The organism is Oceanicaulis sp. LC35 (assembly GCF_052055585.1).
Taxonomy (GTDB): domain Bacteria; phylum Pseudomonadota; class Alphaproteobacteria; order Caulobacterales; family Maricaulaceae; genus Oceanicaulis.
In genome coordinates this window covers 1,804,039-1,827,532 of sequence record NZ_CP170485.1, presented here as the reverse complement: position 1 = coordinate 1,827,532, position 23,494 = coordinate 1,804,039, and the positions used below count along the sequence as shown (strand labels likewise).

Sequence of the window (23,494 nt, the reverse complement as noted above, 5' to 3'; positions counted from 1 at the left end):
TGCTGAGTGCGTGCAAGGCTTGGTCGCGCCTGTGAGAGGGCGCCGCCCCGGTCTGGGAGATGGGGGCGGCAAGCCAGATGAGACACATCATGCGCTGTTGGGCTGTTATTCCTGACCCAGTCCTTGATATTCATCTGTCAGTCGCCGCCCGACTTTCAAAGACTGGGCGCCGGATCGCACATTGGCGTGCGGTGAAGGCGGAGAGAGCAGATGAGTTTTGGCGTTTTCCTGAAAGCCCGGCGCGAAGCGCTGGGCTGGACCCAGCCCGAGGCGGCGGCGAAGGCCCGGATCGAACAGTCCTATCTGTCCAAGCTCGAAACCGGGAAGTCCTTTCCCTCTGAAGAGGTCTTCAAGCGGCTGGCGCAGGCCTATGATTTTGACGCGGAAGCGGTCGCTCGCTCTGTCAGCGGCGAGGATCTGAACGCCCTGCGCGAGATCGGGCAGGTGCGGACGGCCGTGTTGAGTCTTCAGGCGCAATCCACTCGACTGACGCGCAGCTGGCTGGTGGCCGGTCTTGGGTGCGTGTTTCTGGGCGGGGCTTCACTGGGCCTGTTCGCACTGGCCGAGGATGAGGACTACGAGGTCTATCACTATAGCTCGCCCGGCGTCCTGGCGCCCGGGGAGGACCTGAATGCCTATGACATCCTGCAGCGCAGCCTGCGCCCGGATCTGGGCGATGACCGCCCAGATGAGGCGGCGGCGCGAGCGCTTCAGGTTGCAATGATGGAGCGCGCCGACCCTCAGACCCGGGTCACGCGGGACATGCACGCGACCGGCTTCCTTGAAGAGGCCGACGGCGGACGACGGTATTTCGAGCCTGTGGATGCAGAGCGGGTGAGGGTGCGTTCTCCCTTGCGCTGGTTCCTCGCTCCGGCGGTGATGTTCCTGCTGGGCGGTCTGGGCTGCTTCTTCATCAGCTTCCGCTGGAAGTAGCCTCACAGATTCTCTGACATTGCAAATTCATGGAGATCGCCATGTTCCTGTGGAAATGGCTCGTGATGGCGTGCGCGCTCGTGTTTGCGCCCGCCGCCCAGTCTGTCAGCTATGCCCCACCGCCTTTGCCCGCACGGATTGAGACCTATGCCCAGGCCTCCCGGGATGTCGGCGCCACGCCCGGCGCCCTGATCGTCCTTCAGAGCGGGGTCCTTGTGTATGAAGGGTATTGGGGGGCGGCGGACCGAAGTTCTGGGCGCCCGTTAGATGCACAGACCCTGTTTGATCTGGGCTCGGTGACAAAACAATTCACCGCCGCGACCGTTCTGCGTCTGGTGGAGGAGGGCGCGCTGAGACTGGATGACCGGCTTGTGCGCTTCTTCCCGGACATTCCTGAAGACAAGATGGACATCACAGTCGAGCAGCTGTTGACCCACAGCTCCGGCCTTTCCGATGAGACTGGCGGCTTTGAGGGGCGTGATGCGGATCCCTACCTCTCCGAAGACGCCTTTCTGGCGCCCTTGTGGGCCAGCCCGCTCAACCGTCAGCCGGGCAGCGGGTATGAGTATTCCAATGCGGGCTATTCGGTGCTCGCCATCATTGTCGAGCGGGTGAGCGGAGAACCGTTCGAGGCTGCGTTGCGTCGTCTGGTGCTCATGCCAGCGGGGCTTCAGTCTACGGGCTATCGCCTGATGGACTGGTCCTATGCGCAGGCGGCGCATGGCTACGACGACCGGCAGATCGCGCCCGATCGCGCCGATCAGGGCCTGTTCTATCTTGAGCGCTGGCGGGATGAGCCGGTGTCCTATCGGCTTCTGGGCAATGGCGGGCTCTATTCCACCCCGCAGGACATGGTGCGCTGGATGGAGGCGTTGAGCGGGGGGGAAGTGCTGGGGCCTGACATGCTGGCCCGCCTGTATCAGCCGCTCATGCCGCTCGATGATCCGTATCCGCCAACCTTCACCCATTACAGCTATGGCTGGGGCGTGGGCGCGCGTCCGTCGGGCGAGGCATGGATCAGCCATGCCGGCAGCAACGGCCTCTTTTTCACCAGCGTTCAGTATGGCCCGCGTTCCGATACGTTGATCGTACACATGACGAACGCTGCGCGAGGGCGCGTCGGCGGCATGGGCTATGAAGTGGCGCGGATGATGGATGATCCGACCTATGCCCCGCGCCCGGCGCATGGCGGAGCTGTGCCCCTGGTCTCCCGTTTCATGACCGGGCGCTCGGTTGAAGAAGCGGACGCGCTGCCAGCCTATCTCGAAGCGCATCTGGGTGAGCTGCCCGCGCCCTGGGTGCTGAACCGGGTGGGCCTGTATCAGCTTGAAGCCGGTCAATCAGACTGGGGGCTGGCGCTCCTGACCCTGAATGCGGCGCTCTATCCGGAAGATGGCAATCTGCAAGACAGTCTGGCGTCCGGATACGAGATCACCGGCCATCCCGAATTGGCCCGCCAGCACTATCAGCGCGCCCTGGATCTGGGGCGGTCACACGACACCTGCCATTGGTGCGCCAATGCCCGTGCAGGACTGGAACGCTTGAACTAGACTGGATGCGCTCAGAACGGAGGCCTTCATGCTCAAGCTCAGCTGGACGGATATCGAAACCCTGTCCGCCTCGATTGCGGACCAGATCGCGGCGCAGCATGGGCCGATTGATCCGGACACTGTTCTGGTGGGCGTGGCGCGAGGCGGGTTGATCCCGGCGGCGCTGGTGGCGCACCGGTTGGGCCTTCGGAAGATGACCTCGCTGGGGCTGATGTCCTATGCCGACGGGGTGGAGGGCGCGCAGGGGCGGATGCAGGCCTATGGCGCTGCGCCGGACGCTGCTGCGATCGTCATTGATGACATCATCGATTCCGGGCGCACGCTGGAAGAAGTGCGCGCGCGCTATCCCGACGCCATTGTCGCCGCGCTGATCGACAAGACGGATGGCGCCTCAGGCGTCATTGCCGGTCGTCAAACGCCTGCCGGTGAATGGGTGGAGTTTCCCTGGGAAGCCATTGGCGCGCTCTGATCCGGCTTGCCCCTTGTCTCACACGTTGACCGCCTCACATTGAAGAGAGCGGACTGGCGCGCCACGCGCGCTGCTCCATATGAATGTGACAGGCAAGGAGAGCGAGATGAGCTCTGATCCCAAATGGGCGCGCACGCCCGAAGCGCTGGCCCGGCTCAGCCCGGAAGAGCGCTATGTCACTCAAGAGAGCGGCACCGAACGGCCCTTCACCGGCGCGCTGCTGGATGAAAAGCGCGACGGCATTTTCGTGGATGTGGTCTCGGGCGAGCCGTTGTTTGCGTCCGCGGACAAGTATGAATCCGGCTGCGGCTGGCCCAGCTTCACCCGCCCCATCACGAAAGAGGCGCTGGAAGAAGTGCGTGATGACAGCCATGGCATGATCCGCACCGAGGTGCGCTCGTCCCATGCCGACAGCCATCTCGGTCATGTCTTTCCCGACGGGCCACAAGAGGCGGGCGGTCTGCGCTACTGCATCAACTCCGCCGCGCTACGGTTCATTCCGCTGGAAGAGATGCAGGCGGAAGGCTATGGCGACTACATCGATTTTGTGAAAGCGGGCCGCAAGGAGGCCTCCCAATGAGCGAGACGACTGAACGCGCCCTACTGGCGGGCGGCTGTTTCTGGGGCATGCAGGACCTGATCCGGCGCCGCCCCGGCGTCCTCTCCACGCGTGTCGGCTATAGCGGCGGCGCGCTCGAGAACCCGACCTATGAGCAGGTCAAGACCGGCGAGACCGGACATGCGGAATCCATCGAGATCGAGTTTGATCCGTCCGTGACCAGCTATCGCGAGATGCTGGAGCTGTTCTTCCAGATTCACGATCCCACGACCGTGGACCGTCAGGGCAATGATATCGGCACGCAATACCGCTCGGCGATCTTCTATCTGGATGAGAGCCAGAAAGCGGTCGCTGAAGACACCATCAAGGATGTGGATGCGTCGGGCCTGTGGCCGGGCAAGGTGGTCACCGAGGTGACGCCGGCGGGTGCGTTCTGGAGCGCCGAGGAGTTCCATCAGGATTATCTCGAGCGTTATCCCAATGGCTACACCTGTCATTTCCCGCGTCCCGACTGGGTGCTGCCCAAGCGAAATGCCGGCGCCGCCTAGGCGTTGGGTTCAATCAGGCTGATCAAACCCCGTCTCGATGAGGCGGGGTTTTGTCTATCCGCCCGTCGCCTGACGCCAGAGGAACAAGACGACCGCGCCTTGCAGGAAGAGCGGAATGGCGAAGCTGGCGGCGCCGAACAGGGCTGCGATCAGCAGGAGGAGAAAGCGCGTCGGCAGACGCATCATCATGCGCGAGCGCTCCCCCACTGTGGCGTAGGGTGAGCGGATCACGTCGAGCATGTCATCAAAGCCGCCACGCAACAGCATGGCGAAAACCCAGAAGAAACACGCCACCCCGACCCAGATCATGATGCGGATCCAGGTGGAAAACCCTTCGGCGGCCATCACCGCATTCCAGTCTAGATCCATTGCGCGCCCAGCCTGAAGGTCAGCCGCGCGCCCATTGCGCCATGGCCCTGATCCCCTCCATCACCCGCGGACAATGCCGGTTCAGGAAGGCTTCGTCGAGCGTTTCACCGTTCGACAGGGCGCGCAGGGCCAGCTCGCCGTCAAAGTCGACAAAGGCGAGCCGCAGGGAGAGTTCGGTGTCCGGGCGGCCGAAGGCGGAGCCGGGCAGGGTGGCGACGCCGGTCTCTTCCAGAAGCCGCTCGCAGAGCTGTTCAGAGGTGACGATGCCGCGCGCGTGGAGTTTTTCGCTGACCGGATCGAAATTGGGGAAGGCGTAGAAGCCGCCCCGGATCGGATTGACGCGTGCGCCCGCATCGGTCAGCTGATCGGTAACGAAACTCGCCAGCGCTTCGAGGACCTGACGGGAGCGGTGCAGGTACAGCTCCATCTCAGGACCGCCCTCGAATGCGACCTTGGCGGCATGCTGGATGGGCGCAGAGACAGAGGTGTAGGTCTCGCTGGCGGCTGCGGCCATCGCGTCCTTGAGCCAGCTCAGGGATTTGGGGAAGGCAAAGAAGCCCAGACGCCAGCCCCCGGCGCCCGCCCATTTGGAAATGCCGTCTGATATGATCGTGCCGCCCCGGTAGTAGCGGGCGGCGGACTGGTGTCGGCCATCAAACTGCACCCCGCCATAAATCTCGTCAGAGAGCAGCAGAAGGCGATGCTCGCGCGCGGCTTCGGCGATGGCCAGCATCTGGTCCGGCGTATACGCCGTGCCGGTGGGATTGCCGGGAGAGTTCAGGATCAGAAGGCGGGGACGGTCCGGATCGTTCTGACAGGCGTCATGCAGCACTTGCGGCGTTACCCCCAGCCCGTTTTCGGGCGCCGTGGGCAGCCAGCGAATGGGGCGCCCGATGATCTGGGCCTGGGGCGCATAGCTGACCCAGGACGGGGTGGGGATCAGAAGATCGCCGTAATATACCAGCTGCAACAGGAACATCAGTTCCTTGGACCCCGGACCGATCAGGATGTCTTCAGGATCAAAATCGAGCCCTTGTGTGCGTTGTAGATAGCCGCAGATCTTTTCACGCAGGCCATAAAGCCCCTGAACCGGCAGATAGTCCTTCTGGAAGGCGTTGTCGCGCAGCGCTTTCTGCATGATATCCGGCACGGGGAAGGGCGATTGTCCCAGCCCCAGCTTTGAGACCTTGCGGCCCTGTTTCATTAGCGCTGCTGAACGCTCATTGATCGCCAGCGTCGCAGACAGGCCCAGCCCCCGAATGTTGAGATTGAGCTGGACCGACGGAGCGAAGATGTCGGGCGCCTGGATGTCTCTGGGGCTCATGGGGCGGTCTTTCTGGTGTGGCGTCAGGTGGGAATGCTGCCTCTCAACGCCAGACTGCGCCATACGTAGAGATTCGCAAAGCGCAGGCGCTTTAGCGGTTAAGGAGTTGCTTGCGCCTCGCGTTTGCTGCTCTATCGTGCCCACAAACATAAGGACGAGTCAGGGAGGCCCACTTCATGCGCGCTTTGATCTGCAAGGATTTCGCACCGTATCAGAACCTCACGGTCGAGGAGGCGCCGGAGCCGCCTCTGGGCGAGGGCATGGTGATGCTCGACGTGAAGGCGGCGGGGGTGAACTTCCCCGACATTCTGCTTGTTGAGGGCAAGTACCAGATGAAGCCGCCGACGCCTTTCGTGCCGGGCATGGAAGCGGCTGGCGTGATCTCCGGTCTGGGCGACAAGGTGCAGGGCGTCAGCGAGGGTGATCGCGTGATCGCCGCGACCATGCTGGGCGCATTCGCCGAGAAGGTGCCGGTGCATTTCAGCCAGGTCGTGCCCATGCCTGAAAGCATGAGCTTTGAGGAAGGCGCGGCGCTGACCACCATTTACGGCACCAGCTATCACGCGCTCAAAGACCGCGCCCGCCTGAAGGAAGGCGAGACGGTTCTGGTTCTGGGCGCTGCGGGCGGCGTGGGCATCGCCACGGTGCAACTGGCCAAGGCCATGGGCGCCAAGGTGATCGCGGCGGCCAGCTCGGAAGAGAAGCTGCAATTCTGCCGCGACAATGGCGCGGACGAGACGATCAACTACACGACCGAAGACCTCAAGGCGAAGGTCAAGGAACTGACTGGCGGCAAGGGTGTGGACGTGGTCTATGACCCGGTGGGCGGTGATTTCGCCGAACCCGCGCTGCGCGCGACGGGCTGGGATGGCCGCTATCTGGTGATCGGTTTCGCCTCCGGTCCGATCCCGAAAATCCCGCTGAACCTGGCGCTGTTGAACAGCCGCAACATCCAGGGCGTCTTCTGGGGCGCCTGGGCGGGGCAGAACCCGCGCGCCAATGCGCAGAACCTCAAGGAAATCTTTGATTTCTATGAGGCTGGCAAGATCAAGCCGCAAGTCTCCGCCAGCTATAAGCTTGAAGACTACGCCAAGGCGTTCGAGGACCTTCTCGAGCGTCGGGTGAAGGGCAAGGTCGTCCTGACGCCGTAAGTCTCTTATGGTGGTGACATGATCGAGCTCCCGGGCGTGATGACGTCCGGGAGCTTTTTCATGTCCGGCGCCTGCGTGTTGGCCATCGAGACGGCGCGGTGCAGTATGCCCCCTCACAGGGGGACGATATGCATCACATTCTGACGGCGTTTCTGGCGGTCATGGCGCTGGCGATGACAGCGCACGCACAAACGGTCGAGACGCTGGACAGCTTCATTGCGCAACAGCTGGAGCGCTCGAATGCGCCGGGGCTCGCCTATGCGGTGGTCTCAGGCGATGGCGTCACGGCTGAAGGCGTAGGGATTGCGGATGTCAGAACTGACGTTCCCGTCACCTCCGAAACCCTGTTTCGTATCGGCTCGATCTCCAAAAGCTTTACCGCCCTTGCCATCGTGCAGCTTGAAGAGCGCGGTGCTCTGGGCCTTGAGGATGCGGTGTCACAGCATCTGCCCGCGTTTGAGGCCCCGGCGCCGATCACGCTGCGACAGCTGTTGAGCCATACCAGCGGCTATTCCACCGTTCAGGGCAATATGGCGGCCTCCGGCCTGACGCTGGCGGAGCGCGCCGCCCAGCTGGCCGCTGACGGCCCGGCGCAGGCGCCCGGGAGCGGCTGGGCCTATTCGAACGCCAATTACCAGATCCTCGGCGCGGTGATCGAAGCGGTGAGCGGTGAAGCCTACCCGGACTATATACAAGCGAACATCCTGACGCCGCTCGGCATGGATCACAGTCATGTGCTGACAGGCGCTTCTGTCGACGGCCTGGCGACGGGGCATCAGCCCTGGTTCTTCGGGCGCCGTCCCGTCGGGACGGGCTGGGGGGCTGAGGTGACAGCGCCTTCGGGCGGGATGATTTCAAGCGCCGCCGACATGACGCGCTACCTGTCAGTGATGATCAACGGCCGGGATGATGTGATCTCGGCGGCCGGCAAGGCGCAGATGCTGCGCCCGGCGAGCGAGACTTCGCCCTATTACGGTCTGGGCTGGGCGCTGGATCCTGAAGGCGGCTATGCGCTGCACACCGGATTGACCCCGGGCTTTGAGGCGATCGCGGTTCTGGAACCGGCGAAACAGCGCGGCGCGGTGGTGATGGTCAATGCGTCAGGCGGCATGGGGTTCAGCGAGGTGTATCCGCTGCTCTATGGCGTCACCAATCTGGCGTTGGGCGAGCCGTTTGCGGCGGGCGGGGACTGGGGGCCAAAGTCGCTCTATCTGCTGGTGCTGATCATGCCGTTTGTGTATGGCGCGGCCAGCCTCGCCGCGTTCATCCTGCGCGATGGCTTGCGGGCGAAATCGGGTGTCGCCGGGGCGATCAGCCTGTGGCTGCCGCTGGTGATGTCCGTCGTCCTGGCGGTCGTCCTTCTGGGCCTTGTGCCGCGCCTGTTCGGCACGACGCTGGGCAGTCTGGGGCTCTACCAGCCTGACATGGTGGTGCTGCTCTACGCCTGCGTCATTTCAAGCGCGGTCTGGGCGCTCATCCGATTGGGCCTCGCCTATTCGGGCAAGCGGGCCTAATCGAGCGGTTTGGGACGAGGGCGCTCACCGCGCACATGCACCACATCCACATCCGAGAAGGTGCTGGGCGGCAAATAGTCCTTGCGGAACCAGGGATAGCGCGTGCCGTCGAAGATCTCGCGCAGCCAGTCGAGCACCTTGCGCACGCGGGTCACACGGCGCTGATCGGGATGGTAGACCATCCACAGCGTGATCGGCACCTCGAGCCCGAGATCCACATGCACCAGCTCGGGCTGCACCTTGGCGGCATAGGTCGGGATCATCGAGATCGCCGTACCCGCGCGCACCGCCTCCACCAGCGCCAGTGAATTGTCCGTCGTCAGGGACGGATTCATCATCTGCTTGATGGCGCTGGCCTCCTTGGGCCAGTGGGTCTGCTGGGCGCTGTAGCTGACAAGGTCCGCGATGCGGTGGTTGAGCACATCCGCCACGCTCTTGGGCGCGCCATAAGTGTCCAGATAGGCCCGGGCTGCGAACGGCACATAGTGCAATGTGCCCAGCTCGGTCGCCACATGGCTCATACGTTTGGATTCGGTCATCTGCAGGCAGATATCGCTCTGGTCGAGCGCCTGCTCGCCATCCACCCGCGTATTGATCTCCAGATTGATCAGCGGGTTGGCTTCCACAAAGCTCGGCAGCTGGCGCGCGATCCAGTAGCCCGCAACGCCTTCGGGCGCAGCAAGGTGCACCGTGCCGGCGTCGGCGCGGTCGGCCTGATGGGCGATCCGCTCAATATCGCCAGCGGTGGATTGCATGATCTGGACCTGGGCCCAGATGCGCTCGCCGATATCGGTCAGCTCCACGCCTTCCGCGCCCCGCGTCACCAGGCGGGCGCCGATCCGGGTTTCAAGCTGCTCCAGACGCCGACTCACGGTTGGCTGTCCGATGCCGAGCTTGCGCGCAGCGCTGCTCATGGAGCCCGAGGACACCAGCGCATGGAAAATCCGCAGATCGTCCCAGTCAAACAGTTGCGGCTTAGTGCTCATGAACGGAACCGCTTTGCGGATGAATAGGGGGCATGTCGTCTTCGCTGAAGCGCAGGGAGGAGGGGAACCGGTAACATTCCAGGCATTGGATGAGGGGCTTCATGCGCGATCAGGATAAGCAACACCGGCTTGAAGGGCCAGATGCGCCAGCGACCGCTGAACTTATGCGCATCTTCGCCCGTCATGGCTTTACATCTTCTGAAGAGCCTTCAGATGTTGCAGACGCCTCCACAGTTGCGGTGACTGCGCTGGGCGGAGAGCTGGCCTCTGCCGAAATCGTGCTGGCGTGCCAGGCGCGTACGGGACGTTGCTTCTTTATCCGCCGCAATGAATCGGGCGAAGCTAGCGGCTTCATCGCCCTGTTGTTCCTCAACCCGCTGGGCTTTGAGGCGCTGATGTACGGGCGCCTGTCGCCTGACAATCCTGATCTCGACCAGCTGACCGCCCACGATGAGCGGGCGTCGGCGATTTACGTGTGGTGCCTTGCGGGCGTCAGCGAAGCGGACAAGCGCGCCGTGGTGCGTGCGGTGACCGAAGCGCGTCGTCGGGCCTTTCCGCATGTGGCGTTGTTCGCCCGGCCCATGAGCCGCGAGGGACGCATGATGACCGCGGCGCTGGATGCGCCGTCGGCGGGCGCAGCCTGGCTGGGGTGGGTGCCCCAGGCTGCTGACAGCAACAAGTCTTAGGGTCGGAGGGGGCTATGGACGGAACGCGTGTTGAGGAATTCGAACCGCCCGTGATCATTCGCGTGGCGCGCAATCTGGAAGACATGCAGCGCATCGCCGTGGTGCGCGCGCTGGTCTACATGGCCGAGCAGGACTGCCCGTATGACGAGGAGTTCGACGGCAATGATCTCGCCGGCGCCACCCATTTGCTGGGCGAAGCGGGTGGCGAGCCGCTGGGTTGCCTGCGCATCCGCTGGTTCGCCGACTTCGCCAAGATCGAACGCGTCTGTGTGCGCAAGGGCCATCGTTCAGGACGCGTTGCGCGCCAGATGATGACCGATGCGATGGAGCTGATCCGTCGCAAGGGCTACCGCAAATTCGTCGGGCACGTTCAGGAACATCTGATCCCGTACTGGAAGCGGTATGGCTTCATTCACCGCGAACACCGCGGGGTCTTCGTATTCTCAGATAGGGCGTATGCGGAAATGGAGGGGCGTCCTGCGCCTCACCCCCATGCGCTGCACATAGATACCGATCCGCTTATTCTGGATCGGCCGGAAGGTGAGTGGGACCGACCGGGACCGCTCGACAAATCGGTGAAACGCGGCGCGTCGCCGCTTCAGGGGAGGGAGCCAGGACGCGGAGCAAAAGCCGCGGCTGCGCTCAAGGAGACGGAGAAAGCAAAATGAGCCTGGGTGTTCCCGTACTGGTCTGCCTGGATCTGCAAATGGAGTTCGTCGCTGAAGGCCGTCCCTGGACGGACCCGCAGGGCCAACGCATTGCACAGGTGAGCGCCTCCATTCTCTCGGAAGCCCGCGCGGCGAACTGGTCGATTGTTCACGTCCAGCTTCATCCCGGCGGACCGATCATGGCGGATAACGGCCTGCATCAGCCCGCGCCGGGCTGCGAACCCCGCCCGGGTGAAATCCTGCTGCGTCGCGCCGGCGTCTCAGCTTACGCGCACCCGGATCTGTCCGGCATTCTGGAAGGCGCCATGGGCGCGCCGGCCTATCTGATGGGCTTTTCCGCCCCGACTTCACTGACCGCGACGCTCTATGATGCGGAAGAGCGCATGCACCCGCTCAATCTGATCGAGGAAGCGGTGGGCTCTGCCGAAGTGGGCGAATGGTCCGCCGATCATGCGCGCGCCCTGTGCATGGACACGGCGGGCAAGCTCAATCGTCTCGTTTCCCGCAGCGCGCTCTTTGGGGAGAAATCCCAGTATGCGCTCGGCCGCATCAATATGCTGACCCAGCCACGGCTGAGCTGACCTGCAGACAGCTCTTCGTGCGTTGAAAGGCGAGGTCGGGGGACCTCGCCTTTCTTTTTTCGGGTCGGGACTCCGCGCTGGGCGCTTGCCATCAGATCGCCAAGCTGATCCTCTCCTCTCAACAGCATTCGGGGAGAGAGAAATGCGGCGTCTTTTGATGAGCGTATGTGCAGGGGTTCTGGCGAGCGGAGCGGCGATGGCGCAGGACGAGACTGAGGGCTGGGCGATTGTCCTGCATGGCGGCGCCGGCGTGATCGAGCGCGGCGACATGGATGCGGACACCGAGGCCGCCTATCGCGAGGCGCTGGACGTTGCAATCCGGATGGGGGGCGAATTGCTGGATGATGGCGTTGCGGCCATAGACGCGGTGGAAGCCGTCATCCGCTATCTTGAGGATGATCCCAAATTCAACGCCGGTCGCGGCGCGGTCTTCACCTCCGGCGGTCGCAACGAGCTGGATTCCTCGATCATGCGCGGCTCTGACATGCAGGCGGGCGCAGTCGCAGGGGTCACCACTGTGCGCCACCCGATCTCGCTGGCGCGCGCGGTCATGGAACGCAGCCCGCACGTGATGCTGCAGAGCGAGGGCGCCGAAGAGTTTGCAGCGAGCCTGGAGCTTGAGCTCGTGGACAATTCCTATTTCTTCACCGAACGGCGCTGGGCGTCGATGGTGCGCAAGGTGCGTGAGCTGGGCCTTCCGATACCGCCGCGCCCGGAAGGCGCGCCCGAGCCCGAACCCATTCGCGAGGGCGCGCTTGACCTGATGGAACGCGAGCACGCATTCGGCACGGTCGGCGTTGTCGCGCGTGACCGGTCGGGTGAGATCGTTGCAGGCACGTCCACCGGCGGCACCACCGCCAAGCGCTGGGGCCGGGTCGGGGACAGCCCGATCATTGGCGCCGGCACCTACGCCACCTCCGAGTGCGGCGTTTCCGCGACGGGGACGGGCGAGTATTTCATCCGCCTGAATGTGGCGGCGCGCATCTGTACCTATATCGAGGCCGGTCAGACCCCTGACGATGCGCTGGAAGCCGTGATCAGCCGTGACCTGACCGCCATGGGTGGGGATGGCGGCGTTGTGATTCTGGCGGCGGACGGCCCGCACTGGGCCTTCAACACGGCGGGCATGTATCGCGCCAGCTGGACGCCGGGCGGCGAGCCCGTGGTCTCGATTTACGGGGATGAGGACTAGACGCGATGGGACGGGCTGCGTTTGCGGGGCTCGTCTATTTCGCGATTGTTTTCGCTATCGGGTTTGTTCTGGGCAGCATTCGCGTTCTGCTGGTCTCGCCCTGTCTGGGCGAGCTGGGCGCGGTGCTGCTGGAATTGCCGGTCATGCTGGGGGCGTGCTGGCTGGTCTCTGGCGCGCTGACGGCGCGGCTTGCCGCGCACAATCCGGCGCGCGCGGCGATCGTCATGGGCGGCGTCGCCTTCACCTGCCTCATGCTGGCCGAGTTTACGCTGGGCGCCCTGGCGTTCGAGCGCGGACTGCTGGAGCAGGTTCTGCGCTGGGGAACGCCAGCAGGCGCTCTGGGACTGTTCGGTCAGATCGGTTTTGCACTGTTTCCATGGATTCAGCGCCGTCGAACGCCTTCCATTTAGTTTCAAATGTAACTAACTTGTCGGGATAAGAGTTTTCGCCAGTCAGGGAGCGCCTCATGGCTCGCAAATGGATTTACGCATCCCGTGTGGAAGGCAACGCCTCGCGCCAGGCTCACGCGGACATGCCCGAAGGCACCTATGAGCGGGAGATGAGCAAGGAGGGGTTCTTCGGCCCCGCCGCCTTCCTGCACCACAAGCGCCCGCCTACGGGCTGGGTCGATTTTGAAGGCCCGCTTCAGCCGCGCGCCTTTGATCTGAACAAGCTGGGCGCGGCCCAGAATTCGCCCTGGCAATCTGACTCCGTCCTGTTCAACAACGCCACCGACATCCGGTTCTGGTCACTGTCTGAACCGATGACGGCTCTGGTGCGCAACGCCGATGGCGATCAGCTCCTGTTCATCCATCGCGGCGCCGGTTCGCTGTTCTGCGACTTTGGCCATCTTGAGTATGAGGCGGGCGACTATATCGTCCTGCCGCGCGGCACGATCTGGCGCTTGTCCCCGTCTGCGCCGACGCTGGTGCTGATGGTGGAAGCCACGAACACCCACTACACCCTGCCGGACAAGGGCCTTGTTGGCCCGCACGCCGTGTTCGACCCGGCCATGTTCGACGTGCCCGCCATGGATGAGGCCTTCAAGGCGCAGCAGGCGGACGAGGATCATGAGTGGAAAGTGCTGATCAAGAAGCGCGGTCAGGTCTCCACCATCACCTATCCCTTCAACCCGCTGGATGCGGTGGGCTGGCATGGCGAGCTGCATCCGGTGCGCCTGAACGTGCGTCATATCCGGCCGCTGATGAGCCATCGCTATCATTTGCCGCCGAGTGCGCACACCACCTTCCTGTCGGATCGTTTCGTGATCTGCACCTTTGCGCCGCGTCCCTTCGAGACCGATCCGGGCGCGCTGAAAGTGCCGTTCTTCCACAATAATGACGATTATGATGAAGTGCTGTTCTACCATGCCGGCGACTTCTTCAGTCGCGACAATATCGATGCGGGCATGATGACCTTCCACCCGGCGGGCTTCACCCACGGTCCGCACCCCAAGGCGCTGGCCAACATGCTCGAACAGAAGAAACCGGCGACCGACGAATACGCCGTGATGATCGACACCCGCGACCCGCTCGATGTGGGCGAGGGCGCCTCCCGCGTCGAGAATCTGGATTATGTGAACAGCTGGAAGCCGAAGGCGAAGTAAGCTTCGCGCTTTGGCCTGACCTGAATGACTGCACCCGGTGGCGCTGTGGCGCCGCCGGCAACACTAGCGGAGTGCTCCCCTCATGAAACTCGCCACGCTGAACAATGGAAAACGCGACGGCCGCCTGGTGGTCGTCTCCAAGGATCTCGCCTGGTGCACGGACGCCAGCCATATCGCGCCGACCCTGCAGGCTGCACTTGATGAGTGGGAGACCAAGGAGCCGGCGCTGCGCTCGCTGGCCGAAGAGCTGGAACGCGAATCCATCCCGCGCGAGCGCTTCCATGAGCGCGAAGCCCTGTCCCCGCTGCCCCGCGCCTTCCAGTGGGCGGACGGCTCGGCCTACGTCAATCACGTCGAACTGGTGCGCAAGGCGCGCGGCGCCGAGCTGCCGGACAGCTTCTGGACAGATCCGCTGATGTATCAGGGCGGTTCGGACAAGTTCCTGGCGCCGCGTCAGGACATTCCGCTGGGCGATGACAGCTGGGGCTGTGACTTTGAAGCGGAAGTCGCCGTGATCACCGGTGACGGCCCGGCGGGCCTCAGCGCGGATGACGCCGCCAAGGAAATCCGCCTGATCATGCTGGTCAATGACGTCTCTCTGCGCGGTCTCATTCCGGGCGAGCTGGCCAAGGGCTTTGGCTTCTTCCAGTCCAAGCCGCCGACCGCGTTCTCCCCGGTCGCTGTGACGCCGGACGAGCTCGGGGACGCCTGGGATGGCCGTAAGGTGCATCTGCCGCTACAGTCCTGGCTGAACGGGAACAAGTTCGGTGAGCCTGAATGCGCCGTCGACATGACGTTCGATTTCGCCCAGCTGGTCGCCCACGCTGCGAAAACCCGTCCGCTGTCAGCAGGCTCCATCGTGGGGTCCGGCACCATCTCCAACAAGCTCGATGATGGCCCCGGCAAGCCGGTCGCGGAAGGCGGCAAGGGCTATTCGTGCATCGCCGAGATCCGCATGATAGAGACCATCTATGACGGCGCCGCGAAGACCCCGTTCATGACGCCGGGCGACACCGTGCGCATCGAGATGCTGGACAAGGACGGCAAGTCCATTTTCGGCGCTATCGAGCAGAAAGTTGTCCGCTACGAGGGTTAGGGGATTGCAGCTCAGGGTTGTTGCTGCTTGTTGTTCCAACCTCGGCTTTGGTGACTTGCTTTTGAGATGTTGGTATCTCCCCCTCCTCGGCAATCGGGGAGGGGAAAATGCGATTGTGTTTGGTTTTTGCTGCCGCGTGCTGGTTGACGGGATGTGTAGCCAGCAGTGGGCCTTCGCTGGATGTCTCCAGCAATTCGACATGGACAGAAATCGGCAGTTCTTATTCGACTGAGAACCAACGCCGCGAAGGGGTAGGCGTGGCAATCCTGTATGGTTTGTCTGGTGGGGAAGTTCGCGACGCTTTAATTGCCGAAGTTACTGATAGAACAACCATTATGAATCAGCGTGGGCACGGCGTTTATGTTGAGTACCTTAGCGCTGATGGCCAAGTGTTCATGTGGTATCCACATAATGGATCAGTCGTTCGTGGCGTTTGGAGCGTAAGAAGGTTGAGTAGTGACCTTGCTAGACTGTCTCCCTATGTCGTTTGCTATGCCTATAGTGGAGCCCGCAATCCGGTGACGGCTCAATACAATCCCAGGGAGTGCATCCAGCCTGAGATTATACTGGGCGGCGTAAGCTTAATTGAGGCCCGACAAGGTGACCCTTTTAACCTGTCTTCTGGGCAAGTGCCGTTTCGCCTGAACGGAAGCCAGGTGCCCATTTGGCCTGATCAGGTGTCTGAAGTTAATTAAGTAGACACTCGGCGCCATTGAGCAGAAAGCCGTCCGCTACGAGGGCTAGAGCACGAAGGGCGCAAGCCCGAACGGCAACACGATCAGGGCCGCCGCGAGCCATCGCGCGCGGCCCATCTTGTTCCAGAGCCTTGCGAGCCCGCTGATCCAGCCCGGCTCCTCGCGTTCGGTCTTGGCGATGCGCAGCACGTAGATCATTGCGCCGGTGGCGGAGAGCCCGGTCAGGATCGCGCCAAAAAGGAACCAGAGCGTCTTCGTCCAATAGCCGCCGAACGTGCCGAAATGCAGCGGGTCCGCCATTTCCGCGATACGCTGATGGGCGCTGAGCGCGCGTGCATCGGCTTCCCCCACAAGCGCGCCGGTGCTCGCATCGATCCAGATGGCGTTGGCGCGGGGGCGTACCAGCAGGGCGCGCCCGTTTTGCCCATGTACTTCAAGCCGGTCCGGCTGGCCTGGCGTCCAGCGCACAAGACTGACCTGATAGCCGGGCTGGGCCTGTTCAAGGCGCTTGAGGCCGGCATCGAGCGCATGAGCGGGAGAGGGCAGGGTTTGTGCCGGTACTGGCGTCGCCTCGATCAGCGCGGGGCGCGTATTGGCGGACGGGGCGTCGAGCCCCCATTGCTCGGCGAGATACCAGTAGCCGGTCAGGCAGATCAGGGCCACGAACCAGAGCGACCACAATCCCGCCAGCCTATGGATGTCGCCGATCAGGGCGCGCAGTGTGCGCCCCTTGGGCCAGCGCAGAAAGCCGCGCCACCAGCGCTTGTAGACCCAGAAGGAGGTCACTAGCGTCACGCCCAGCAAGATCGCGGCGAGGCTGACAATGCTGACTCCGATCGGAACCGGCAGCATCAGATGCCGGTGCGTGTTGCGCAGGAAGCGCTGAAACCCGAACCAGCCGCCCGTGCCCGTCAGCTCCGCCGTGCCGGGGTGGATATAGTAGTGGGTGTTCTCGCCCCCCGCGCGCCCGACGGCGTCATAGGTCGAAAGCGGATGGAGCGGTCGGTAGATGTTGAAGGCCGAACCCTCGGGCGCAGCCTCTCGCGCCGCTTCCAGAACCTCGCCCCAGCTTGCCCGGTCCTGCGCGTGGACAGGTGCGGTCCACATGGCCGGACGGGTCGCCCAGTCCAGCTCGTAGGAGAAGACAGCCAGCGTGCCGGTCAGACAGACAAAGGCGAGAAACAGCGAAACCTGAAGCCCCGCCCAATGGTGCAGCCGCCACCAGATCGACCGCGCCGGTTTGCCCGGCGCGGTCTTGGGTTTCAGCGCTGACAGGCCGAAACGGCGCATCACCAATGGCGCGTCAGTTCGACAAAGACGCTGCGCGGCGCGCCGGGGAAGTGTCCGGTGCGGTCAATGAAGCCGCTGGCGGCGTAGGTCTCGTCAAACAGGTTGTCGACCCGAAGCATGGCGCGCCATTGATCCAGCTCGTAGATCAGTGAGGCGTCAAAAACGAGATAGTCGCGGACTTTCTGGCCGCTGCGCGACAGACGCACATCGACATAGTCGCCGCCGACCGCAAATGCGGTATTCCAGGCCGGGACCTGATAGCGGGTCCAGAATCCGAACGTGTTCTCGGGTGCGTTGGAGAAGCGATCGCCCACGGCGCCGTTCAGCGTCGAGGTGCCGGCGTCCGCCGTGATCCGTGTGTCGTTATAGGCATAGGAGGCGGTCGCCACCCAGTTGGGCGTGATGTCTGCGGTGACATCCAGCTCAAAGCCTTCGGAAGTGACTTCGCCAAAGGCGATGAAGTCATCCACGCCGTCATTGCCCGGATCGCCCGCCGGATCAGGCTGCAGCACATTGGTGCGCACGATCTGGTAGACCGAGGCGGACGATTGCAAGCGGCCGCCAAACAGCTCGGTCCTGACGCCGCCCTCAATGATCTCGCCCTCGGTGGGATCAAACGGTCCGCCCGCCAGCACGGTCTGCGAGCCGATATCCTGCGGCTCGAAACTCTCCGCCCAGTTCAGGAACACCGAGACGTCGTTCCGCACGCGATAGACGCCTCCCGCGCGCCAGGTCAGGCGCTCATCACTGAAGCTGTCGCCCGTGCCCGGATCCTCGTCCTCGAAGCGGTCAAAGCGGGCGCCGCCAACCAGGATGAGGTTCCCGACCGTCACCTCATCCAGCACATAGGCGCCCGTGCGATCTGTCCTGGTCAGGGTGACCGGATAATCGGCGCGGTCAGGCAGGTTGTAGGTGGATGGGTCGGTGATGCCGTATTGCGGGTCAAACAGGCTCAAAGGCGTTGGCAGGTCTGGAGTGTTGGTGCGTCCGCCACGCAGGCTGAAGCCGGTGAAATTGGCGTCGCGGGTATACCAGTCGGTCCCAACCAGCAGTCGGTTATCCATCTGACCAAAACGGCGCTCCCAGATCGCGTTGGCGCCGAAGGACCAGGACTCGCCCGAGCGGACCTGATCGCGGAATTCGCGGATCGAGGTATCCACCACGCCATCGCCATCAGAATCAAACAGGCCGCGCGGCTCGTGGTATTGTTGGGTTTCCTCGGCGTCATTCCAGCGGAGCCCCGCATCCACATGCAGGGACGGGGTGAGCTGATAATTAAATCGCGCTTGCAACACCGTGGAGCGCAGATCAAGGAAGTCGCTGGCCTCATTGTGGTTCCAGCGCCGGTCCGTCAGGAAATTGCCCAGATCGTCCGTTGGAACGCCGCGCAGGCGATTGCCGCCAAGGTCCTGATCATACTGGGTCGCCTGCAGGATCACCTCACCCCTCTCGAGCTGATAGCTCAAGCCGAAATCATAAATCTGGGTGCGGGTGTCCGCATTGCGACGCGGCAGGTTGCGATCTTCATAGAAGACGCCGCCACGCGCCGAAATCCGGTCCGTCAGGGCGCCCGTAGCCTCTATGGCTCCGCCAATCCGGCCTTCCGTGCCCACCACGAAACGGGTCTCGATATCCTGATCGGGTGAGGGTGTTTTGGTGATGTAGTTGAACAACCCGCCCGGTGCACCCGGGCCATAGAGCATGCCGGCCGGCCCCTTGAGGTATTCCATGCGCTGCACGTTGAAGAGCTGAGGCACGGAGAAGCCGGCATAAGGGTCGCCGCGCAGGCCATCAAAGAAGTTCTCTTCCTGACGGAAGCCGCGCGCCGTCACGCCCGCATAACTGTACAGGCTGACGCCGGAGATGTTGCGGTAGAGGTCGGCGGCGTCGCGCGCGCCCTGATCCTCGATCAATTGCTCGTTGATGACCTGGATGGTCTGGGTGGAAAGCAGCGGCTCGACCGGCATCTTGCCGCTTTCAAGGATCTGGGTGCGATACAGCGTTCGGGCGCGTCCGGTGATGATGATCCGGTCTTCGGGCTCGTTCGCCATGGTGTCAGAGGTGCTGGCGACGGGCGTCTCTTGCGCCAGGACCGGCGCGTTCGCCAGAAGGCCGGCCAAAATCGTGCCGGCAGCCAGGATCGTTTTGAAAGACATGAATGCGTCCGCCCAACTGAATATGATTATCAGAAGCGGAATAATTGTAATTAAGAATGATTGTCAACTGCGAGATTGCATTGGCATGCATCTGGCGCATGACGGACCATCCGGACGGCCTCTCGATTGTTTGAAGAGCCTGCAGTCTGCAATGTGATAGACCGGCGGCCTGAAACCTATCTGAATGGTCATTGTCGGATGCTTGCGTCTCCGACCCGTGCAGGCTTAGGTAATAGTATAACGATCGCATTTCAGCGATGGACATCGCGCGTCACTCCACGGAAGCGCAAGGGGAACTCATCATGAAACACCTTCTGGGCGGCGTCTGCGCCGCAGCTCTGGGCCTGTTCGCCTCCACGGCATCGGCTCAGGACGATCAGACTTTGCTGCTGCGCACGCCGGCGGTTCATGGCGACACGCTGGTTTTTGTCTATGCCGGGGATCTGTGGCGTTCGGAGCTTGATGGACGCAATCCGGTGCGGCTCACCTCGCACGCCGCTGACGAGCGCGCGCCGCACATTTCTCCGGACGGGCGCTGGGTCGCGTTCACGGCGGACTATGAAGACAATCAGGATGTGTATGTGATGCCGGTCGCGGGTGGCCAGCCCCAGCGTCTGACCTGGCATCCGGGCAATGACCGGGTGACGGGCTGGTCGCCGGACGGGCGCGTGCTGTTCACCTCCCATCGCGAAGTCAATCATGGCCGTTCTGACCAGCTCTGGTCCATCGCGCCGGGCGAGGGCTATCCGCGCACGGAAATGGAGGCCCGTTTCGTGGTCGGCGACATGAACGCCGATGGACGGATCGTCTACAATCCAACGCGCACAGCGCATTCCTTTTTCACGGATGGCGGTTCGGGCTGGCGTATCCATCGTGGCGGTTCCACAGGCACGATCAGCATTCTGTCTGCGGACCGTCAGGACTCGGCATTGCTGGAGAGCGACCGGATCAACGAGTTCTTCCCGATCTGGGTCGGCGATCAGGTCTATTATCTGTCTGATGAGGATGGCGAGCAGCTGGCGCTCTATCGCTATGATCCCGAGACGGGCGCGCGCACCCGTCTGCATGACGAAGCGCCCTGGGATATCCGTTGGATGGATTCAGACGGTCAGACTCTGGTCTTTGAAGCTGGCGGGCGTCTGAAGCGCTATGATGTCGCGACCGGTCAGGTCAGCGAAATCCGGATCTCGCTGAACGCAGACCTGCCGCAGCTGGCGCCGCGCTGGGTCAACGCCGCCCGGACTATCACGCACGCGGCCCTGTCCCCGACCGGCCAGCGCGCGCTGATCACGGCGCGCGGCGAGGTGTTCTCGGCGCCGCTTGATGAAGGCTCCACCCGCAACGTCTCCAACACCTCCGGCGTGCGTGAATACACGGCGCTGTGGTCGCCGGACGGCGATCAGGTCGCCTACATCACGGATGCCGGTGGCGCGCAACAGTTGACGCTCGTTGATCAGCGCGGCTTTGAGGCGCCGCGGACGCTGGCGCTGGGCGGCGCGGCGGATGCGTTCTATGCGCTGGAAGCCTGGGCGCCTGAAACCAATCGGATCATCTATTCCGACAACCTGCTCAATCTGTACGCCCTGAATGTGCAGACTGGTCGTTCCGTGCGTCTCGCAACCGAAGTGCGCCGGTCCGGCTATGAGGTGGCGGTCAGCCCGGATGGCCGGTGGCTGGCCTATACGCTGGAGCAGGCGAATTTCCTGCGTGACCTTGTTTTGCACAATCTGCTGGATGGCACGCAGATCACGGTTAGCGACGGCATGGCCGATGTGGGTGCGCCTGCCTTCTCCCGCGATGGCGCCTATCTGTACTTCACCGCCTCCACCAATGTGGGCCCGCAACAGGTCGGCCTGAACATGCAGACCCGTGAGCGGCCGTCACGCTACGGCCTCTACGCCGCGGTGCTGGCTGCGGATGGCGTATCGCCGCTTCTGCCCGGAACGGGCGATGAGAACGCGGCCGGCGCTGATGAAGAGCCCGAAGACGGCGAGTCCGACGCCGTCGTGGTCACCCGTGTCGATGCGGCCGGTCTGTCTGACCGCATCGTCGCCTTGCCGGTCTCCGAACGCAATTACGGCAATCTCGCCGTCGATAAGCAGGGCGGCCTCCTGTTCGTGGATTACGCACAGCCGGGCGCGGAGTACACGCCGCCGGGCGAGAGCCCGAGTGCGCAGAACCGCCTGATGCGCTTTGATTTTGAAGAAAAGGACGTCTCCGAGCTGTCAGTCGGTGTGGACCAGTTCCTGCTGAGCGCAGATGGCGGAACCATCCTGGTGCAACGCAATGAAGGCGGCTGGGCGCATTCGGAAACGGGCGAGAGCCTTGAGCTGGAAGCGCTAGATACGTCGGGCATGCGCCTGCGCGTCGATCCACGCGCGGAGTGGGCGCATATCTTTGATGAAGTCTGGCGCATGGAAGCGTCGTATTTCTATGATCCTGACCTGCATGGCCTGGACTGGCAGGGCGTGCGCGATCGCTATGAACCTCTGCTCGCCCATGTGGGCCGGCGCGAAGATCTCAATGCGCTGATGGTCGACATGATCGGCGAGTTCCAGGTGGGCCATAACCGCACTGGCGGCGGCGATGTCCATCACGAGCAGGGTGTTTCCGGCGGTCTTCTGGGCGCGGACTTTGCGCTTGAGGGCGGTCGCTATCGCATCGCCCGCATCTATTCGGGGGAGGCCTGGAACCCGTTCCTGAACGGTCCGCTGGCCGCGCCCGGTCTGGATGTGTCAGAAGGCGATTTCATTCTCGCCATCAATGGTCAGCCGCTGACCGCATCCGACAATATCCACGCGCTCTTGCAGGGCACGGTGGACGCCCAGACCACGCTGACCATTGCGGACACGGCGCGAGGCGCCAATCCGCGCGACATCGTGGTCGAGCCCATCAGCAGTGAAAGCCAGCTGCGTCTGTGGGGCTGGATCGAGGCGAACCGCGCCGCGGTCGATCAGGCCACGGATGGCCGTGTGGGCTATATCTACCTGCCCAATACGGCAGGCGCGGGCTATGATTTCTTCAACCGCATGTATTACGCCCAGGCCAACAAGCAGGCGCTGATCTTTGACGAACGCTCCAATGGCGGCGGGCAGGCGGCGGATTACATTACAGATGTGCTCTCGCCCTTCCACCTGTCGGGCTGGATCAGCCGGGGCGACCAGCTGCCCTACAATACGCCTTTTGCAGCCCATTACGGGCCCAAGGTGATGATGATTGACCAGGACGCAGGTTCAGGCGGGGATTTCCTGCCCTATTCCTTCCGTCGTCGGGAGATCGGGCCGCTGATCGGCACGCGCACCTGGGGCGGCCTCATCGGCATTTCGGCCAATCCGGATCTGATGGATGGCGGCTCACTGGTCGTGCCCTTCTTCCGCTTCTACACGGCGGACGGGGAGTGGCGCGTGGAAAACGAAGGCGTGGCGCCGGATATCGAGGTTTATCTCGACCCGGTGGCGACAAATGCCGGACGCGACAACCAGCTTGAACGCGCGATCGCCGAGACCGAGCAGATGATGGCGTCCCAGACTGCGCCGTCCGTCCCGCTTACTGCGCCAGAGGCGCCGGATGAAGTCGGGCAGTAAGAGTCTGCCGAGACCGGAATAAAGAGGGGCGCCTGAGAGATCAGGCGCCCTTTCTTCTGGGGGCGGACTGTACCGGCAGACGGGATCAATTCGTCGAGAAGCCGCCAGTCTTCAGCGTGTAGCGCTTGCCATCAAACCCTTCAAAGATCTCGACGGTATCAGGGTGGCCCACCGCGCCGTTCTCGGCGTCCGGCAGAAGGTTGCCTTCAGAGACATAGGCTTCGTAATGCCCGTCATCATTCTCTGCGAGCAGATGATAGAAGGGCTGGTCCTTTTCCGGGCGCAGGGATTCCGGAATGGACAGCCACCATTCCTCGGTATTGGCGAACACCGGGTCCACGTCAAAAATCACGCCCCGGAACGGAAAGAGCCGGTGGCGGACGACATCGCCGATTGTGAACTTGGCCTCACGCAAGGCGGACCTCCTGATTTCGGGACCGTCATATGTAGTCGTCAGGGCATGCAATTCCAGTGCCTGACACTGTTGGAACCGGGTTCAACGCTTTCACAAGCGTGAAAGGCGAGCTATCCTTAACG

Annotated in this window: 21 protein-coding genes; 15 read left to right on the top strand and 6 right to left on the bottom strand. The window is 63.1% G+C overall.

Annotated features, from left to right (window positions below; translation table 11 throughout):
• Positions 1 to 210: 210 nt before the first annotated feature.
• From ACFELO_RS08700 to msrA, 5 genes are all read left to right on the top strand, one after another.
• The gene (locus tag ACFELO_RS08700; protein ID WP_440957384.1) at positions 211 to 933 is read left to right on the top strand and encodes a helix-turn-helix domain-containing protein; all 723 of its coding nucleotides are present in this window, start codon (positions 211 to 213) and stop codon (positions 931 to 933) included.
• 41 nt (positions 934 to 974) lie between these two features.
• Positions 975 to 2,483, top strand: coding sequence for a serine hydrolase domain-containing protein (locus tag ACFELO_RS08695; RefSeq protein ID WP_440957383.1), 1,509 nt, complete (start codon positions 975 to 977; stop codon positions 2,481 to 2,483).
• Between the two features lie 28 nt (positions 2,484 to 2,511).
• A complete protein-coding gene (locus ACFELO_RS08690) occupies positions 2,512 to 2,952 on the top strand; it encodes a phosphoribosyltransferase (protein WP_440957382.1) in 441 nt (146 codons plus the stop codon).
• A gap of 106 nt (positions 2,953 to 3,058) precedes the next feature.
• Positions 3,059 to 3,532, top strand: coding sequence for a peptide-methionine (R)-S-oxide reductase MsrB (msrB, locus tag ACFELO_RS08685; RefSeq protein ID WP_440957381.1), 474 nt, complete (start codon positions 3,059 to 3,061; stop codon positions 3,530 to 3,532).
• Entirely contained in the window at positions 3,529 to 4,059 is a 531-nt protein-coding gene (gene msrA / locus ACFELO_RS08680) for a peptide-methionine (S)-S-oxide reductase MsrA (protein WP_440957380.1), read from the top strand. The genes msrB and msrA overlap by 4 nt, the downstream gene beginning before the upstream one ends.
• Before the next feature lie 54 nt (positions 4,060 to 4,113).
• Here msrA and ACFELO_RS08675 read toward each other — a convergent pair whose 3' ends face one another.
• Together ACFELO_RS08675 and ACFELO_RS08670 are read right to left on the bottom strand one after the other, a co-directional pair.
• Positions 4,114 to 4,428 carry a hypothetical protein gene (locus ACFELO_RS08675; protein ID WP_440957379.1) on the bottom strand — a complete coding sequence of 105 codons (315 nt, stop codon included), beginning with the start codon at positions 4,426 to 4,428 and terminating at the stop codon, positions 4,114 to 4,116.
• Between the two features lie 19 nt (positions 4,429 to 4,447).
• Positions 4,448 to 5,752, bottom strand: a complete 1,305-nt coding sequence (locus ACFELO_RS08670) for a pyridoxal phosphate-dependent aminotransferase (protein ID WP_440957378.1) — start codon at positions 5,750 to 5,752, stop codon at positions 4,448 to 4,450.
• 176 nt (positions 5,753 to 5,928) lie between these two features.
• On the opposite strand from ACFELO_RS08670, the gene ACFELO_RS08665 reads away from it, so the two are divergent.
• Positions 5,929 to 6,903: an NADPH:quinone oxidoreductase family protein gene (locus ACFELO_RS08665; protein WP_440957377.1), complete on the top strand. Its 975-nt coding sequence runs from the start codon at positions 5,929 to 5,931 to the stop codon at positions 6,901 to 6,903.
• 128 nt (positions 6,904 to 7,031) lie between these two features.
• Positions 7,032 to 8,417: a serine hydrolase domain-containing protein gene (locus tag ACFELO_RS08660; protein WP_440957376.1), complete on the top strand. Its 1,386-nt coding sequence runs from the start codon at positions 7,032 to 7,034 to the stop codon at positions 8,415 to 8,417.
• Here ACFELO_RS08660 and ACFELO_RS08655 read toward each other — a convergent pair.
• Positions 8,414 to 9,403 (bottom strand): LysR family transcriptional regulator, encoded by a 990-nt coding sequence (locus tag ACFELO_RS08655; protein ID WP_440957375.1) that lies wholly within the window; start codon positions 9,401 to 9,403, stop codon positions 8,414 to 8,416. The genes ACFELO_RS08660 and ACFELO_RS08655 overlap by 4 nt on opposite strands.
• 101 nt (positions 9,404 to 9,504) lie before the next feature.
• Between ACFELO_RS08655 and ACFELO_RS08650 the strand changes: the two genes are divergently transcribed.
• The 7 genes from ACFELO_RS08650 (at position 9,505) to ACFELO_RS08620 (ending at position 15,232) form a co-directional block, all read left to right on the top strand.
• Positions 9,505 to 10,089: a hypothetical protein gene (locus ACFELO_RS08650; protein ID WP_440957374.1), complete on the top strand. Its 585-nt coding sequence runs from the start codon at positions 9,505 to 9,507 to the stop codon at positions 10,087 to 10,089.
• A gap of 14 nt (positions 10,090 to 10,103) precedes the next feature.
• The gene (locus ACFELO_RS08645; RefSeq protein WP_440957373.1) at positions 10,104 to 10,757 is read left to right on the top strand and encodes a GNAT family N-acetyltransferase; all 654 of its coding nucleotides are present in this window, start codon (positions 10,104 to 10,106) and stop codon (positions 10,755 to 10,757) included.
• Positions 10,754 to 11,338 carry a cysteine hydrolase family protein gene (locus tag ACFELO_RS08640; protein WP_440957372.1) on the top strand — a complete coding sequence of 195 codons (585 nt, stop codon included), beginning with the start codon at positions 10,754 to 10,756 and terminating at the stop codon, positions 11,336 to 11,338. Before ACFELO_RS08645 ends, ACFELO_RS08640 begins: the two co-directional genes overlap by 4 nt.
• Before the next feature lie 142 nt (positions 11,339 to 11,480).
• Positions 11,481 to 12,530, top strand: coding sequence for an isoaspartyl peptidase/L-asparaginase family protein (locus ACFELO_RS08635; RefSeq protein WP_440957371.1), 1,050 nt, complete (start codon positions 11,481 to 11,483; stop codon positions 12,528 to 12,530).
• Positions 12,531 to 12,535: 5 nt separating this feature from the next.
• Positions 12,536 to 12,940, top strand: a complete 405-nt coding sequence (locus ACFELO_RS08630; RefSeq protein ID WP_440957370.1) for a hypothetical protein — start codon at positions 12,536 to 12,538, stop codon at positions 12,938 to 12,940.
• A 56-nt stretch (positions 12,941 to 12,996) separates the two neighbouring features.
• Positions 12,997 to 14,136: a homogentisate 1,2-dioxygenase gene (locus ACFELO_RS08625; protein ID WP_440957369.1), complete on the top strand. Its 1,140-nt coding sequence runs from the start codon at positions 12,997 to 12,999 to the stop codon at positions 14,134 to 14,136.
• 82 nt (positions 14,137 to 14,218) lie between these two features.
• Positions 14,219 to 15,232, top strand: coding sequence for a fumarylacetoacetate hydrolase family protein (locus ACFELO_RS08620; RefSeq protein ID WP_440957368.1), 1,014 nt, complete (start codon positions 14,219 to 14,221; stop codon positions 15,230 to 15,232).
• A gap of 740 nt (positions 15,233 to 15,972) precedes the next feature.
• Here the strand turns inward: ACFELO_RS08620 and ACFELO_RS08615 are convergent.
• Entirely contained in the window at positions 15,973 to 17,217 is a 1,245-nt protein-coding gene (locus ACFELO_RS08615; protein ID WP_440957367.1) for a PepSY-associated TM helix domain-containing protein, read from the bottom strand.
• Entirely contained in the window at positions 17,217 to 19,373 is a 2,157-nt protein-coding gene (locus ACFELO_RS08610; protein ID WP_440957366.1) for a TonB-dependent siderophore receptor, read from the bottom strand. Before ACFELO_RS08610 ends, ACFELO_RS08615 begins: the two co-directional genes overlap by 1 nt.
• Before the next feature lie 302 nt (positions 19,374 to 19,675).
• Between ACFELO_RS08610 and ACFELO_RS08605 the strand changes: the two genes are divergently transcribed.
• The gene (locus ACFELO_RS08605; protein ID WP_440957365.1) at positions 19,676 to 22,957 is read left to right on the top strand and encodes a S41 family peptidase; all 3,282 of its coding nucleotides are present in this window, start codon (positions 19,676 to 19,678) and stop codon (positions 22,955 to 22,957) included.
• 85 nt (positions 22,958 to 23,042) lie between these two features.
• Here the strand turns inward: ACFELO_RS08605 and hspQ are convergent, their stop codons facing one another.
• Positions 23,043 to 23,372, bottom strand: a complete 330-nt coding sequence (gene hspQ / locus ACFELO_RS08600) for a heat shock protein HspQ (RefSeq protein ID WP_440957364.1) — start codon at positions 23,370 to 23,372, stop codon at positions 23,043 to 23,045.
• Between the last annotated feature and the right edge of the window lie 122 nt (positions 23,373 to 23,494).

What these genes read in the sequence shown, in the direction of transcription:
- ACFELO_RS08695 (WP_440957383.1), top strand. Translation starts at nt 975, where the DNA reads ATGTTCCTGTGGAAATGGCTCGTGATGGCGTGCGCGCTCGTGTTTGCG.
- ACFELO_RS08660 (WP_440957376.1), top strand. Translation starts at nt 7,032, where the DNA reads ATGCATCACATTCTGACGGCGTTTCTGGCGGTCATGGCGCTGGCGATG.
- ACFELO_RS08620 (WP_440957368.1), top strand. Translation starts at nt 14,219, where the DNA reads ATGAAACTCGCCACGCTGAACAATGGAAAACGCGACGGCCGCCTGGTG.
- ACFELO_RS08640 (WP_440957372.1), top strand. Translation starts at nt 10,754, where the DNA reads ATGAGCCTGGGTGTTCCCGTACTGGTCTGCCTGGATCTGCAAATGGAG.
- ACFELO_RS08605 (WP_440957365.1), top strand. Translation starts at nt 19,676, where the DNA reads ATGAAACACCTTCTGGGCGGCGTCTGCGCCGCAGCTCTGGGCCTGTTC.
- msrB (WP_440957381.1), top strand. Translation starts at nt 3,059, where the DNA reads ATGAGCTCTGATCCCAAATGGGCGCGCACGCCCGAAGCGCTGGCCCGG.
- ACFELO_RS08610 (WP_440957366.1), bottom strand. Translation starts at nt 19,373, where the DNA reads ATGTCTTTCAAAACGATCCTGGCTGCCGGCACGATTTTGGCCGGCCTT.
- ACFELO_RS08615 (WP_440957367.1), bottom strand. Translation starts at nt 17,217, where the DNA reads ATGCGCCGTTTCGGCCTGTCAGCGCTGAAACCCAAGACCGCGCCGGGC.
- ACFELO_RS08675 (WP_440957379.1), bottom strand. Translation starts at nt 4,428, where the DNA reads ATGGATCTAGACTGGAATGCGGTGATGGCCGCCGAAGGGTTTTCCACC.
- ACFELO_RS08650 (WP_440957374.1), top strand. Translation starts at nt 9,505, where the DNA reads ATGCGCGATCAGGATAAGCAACACCGGCTTGAAGGGCCAGATGCGCCA.
- ACFELO_RS08665 (WP_440957377.1), top strand. Translation starts at nt 5,929, where the DNA reads ATGCGCGCTTTGATCTGCAAGGATTTCGCACCGTATCAGAACCTCACG.
- ACFELO_RS08625 (WP_440957369.1), top strand. Translation starts at nt 12,997, where the DNA reads ATGGCTCGCAAATGGATTTACGCATCCCGTGTGGAAGGCAACGCCTCG.
- ACFELO_RS08645 (WP_440957373.1), top strand. Translation starts at nt 10,104, where the DNA reads ATGGACGGAACGCGTGTTGAGGAATTCGAACCGCCCGTGATCATTCGC.
- msrA (WP_440957380.1), top strand. Translation starts at nt 3,529, where the DNA reads ATGAGCGAGACGACTGAACGCGCCCTACTGGCGGGCGGCTGTTTCTGG.
- ACFELO_RS08635 (WP_440957371.1), top strand. Translation starts at nt 11,481, where the DNA reads ATGCGGCGTCTTTTGATGAGCGTATGTGCAGGGGTTCTGGCGAGCGGA.
- ACFELO_RS08655 (WP_440957375.1), bottom strand. Translation starts at nt 9,403, where the DNA reads ATGAGCACTAAGCCGCAACTGTTTGACTGGGACGATCTGCGGATTTTC.
- ACFELO_RS08670 (WP_440957378.1), bottom strand. Translation starts at nt 5,752, where the DNA reads ATGAGCCCCAGAGACATCCAGGCGCCCGACATCTTCGCTCCGTCGGTC.
- ACFELO_RS08700 (WP_440957384.1), top strand. Translation starts at nt 211, where the DNA reads ATGAGTTTTGGCGTTTTCCTGAAAGCCCGGCGCGAAGCGCTGGGCTGG.
- ACFELO_RS08630 (WP_440957370.1), top strand. Translation starts at nt 12,536, where the DNA reads ATGGGACGGGCTGCGTTTGCGGGGCTCGTCTATTTCGCGATTGTTTTC.
- ACFELO_RS08690 (WP_440957382.1), top strand. Translation starts at nt 2,512, where the DNA reads ATGCTCAAGCTCAGCTGGACGGATATCGAAACCCTGTCCGCCTCGATT.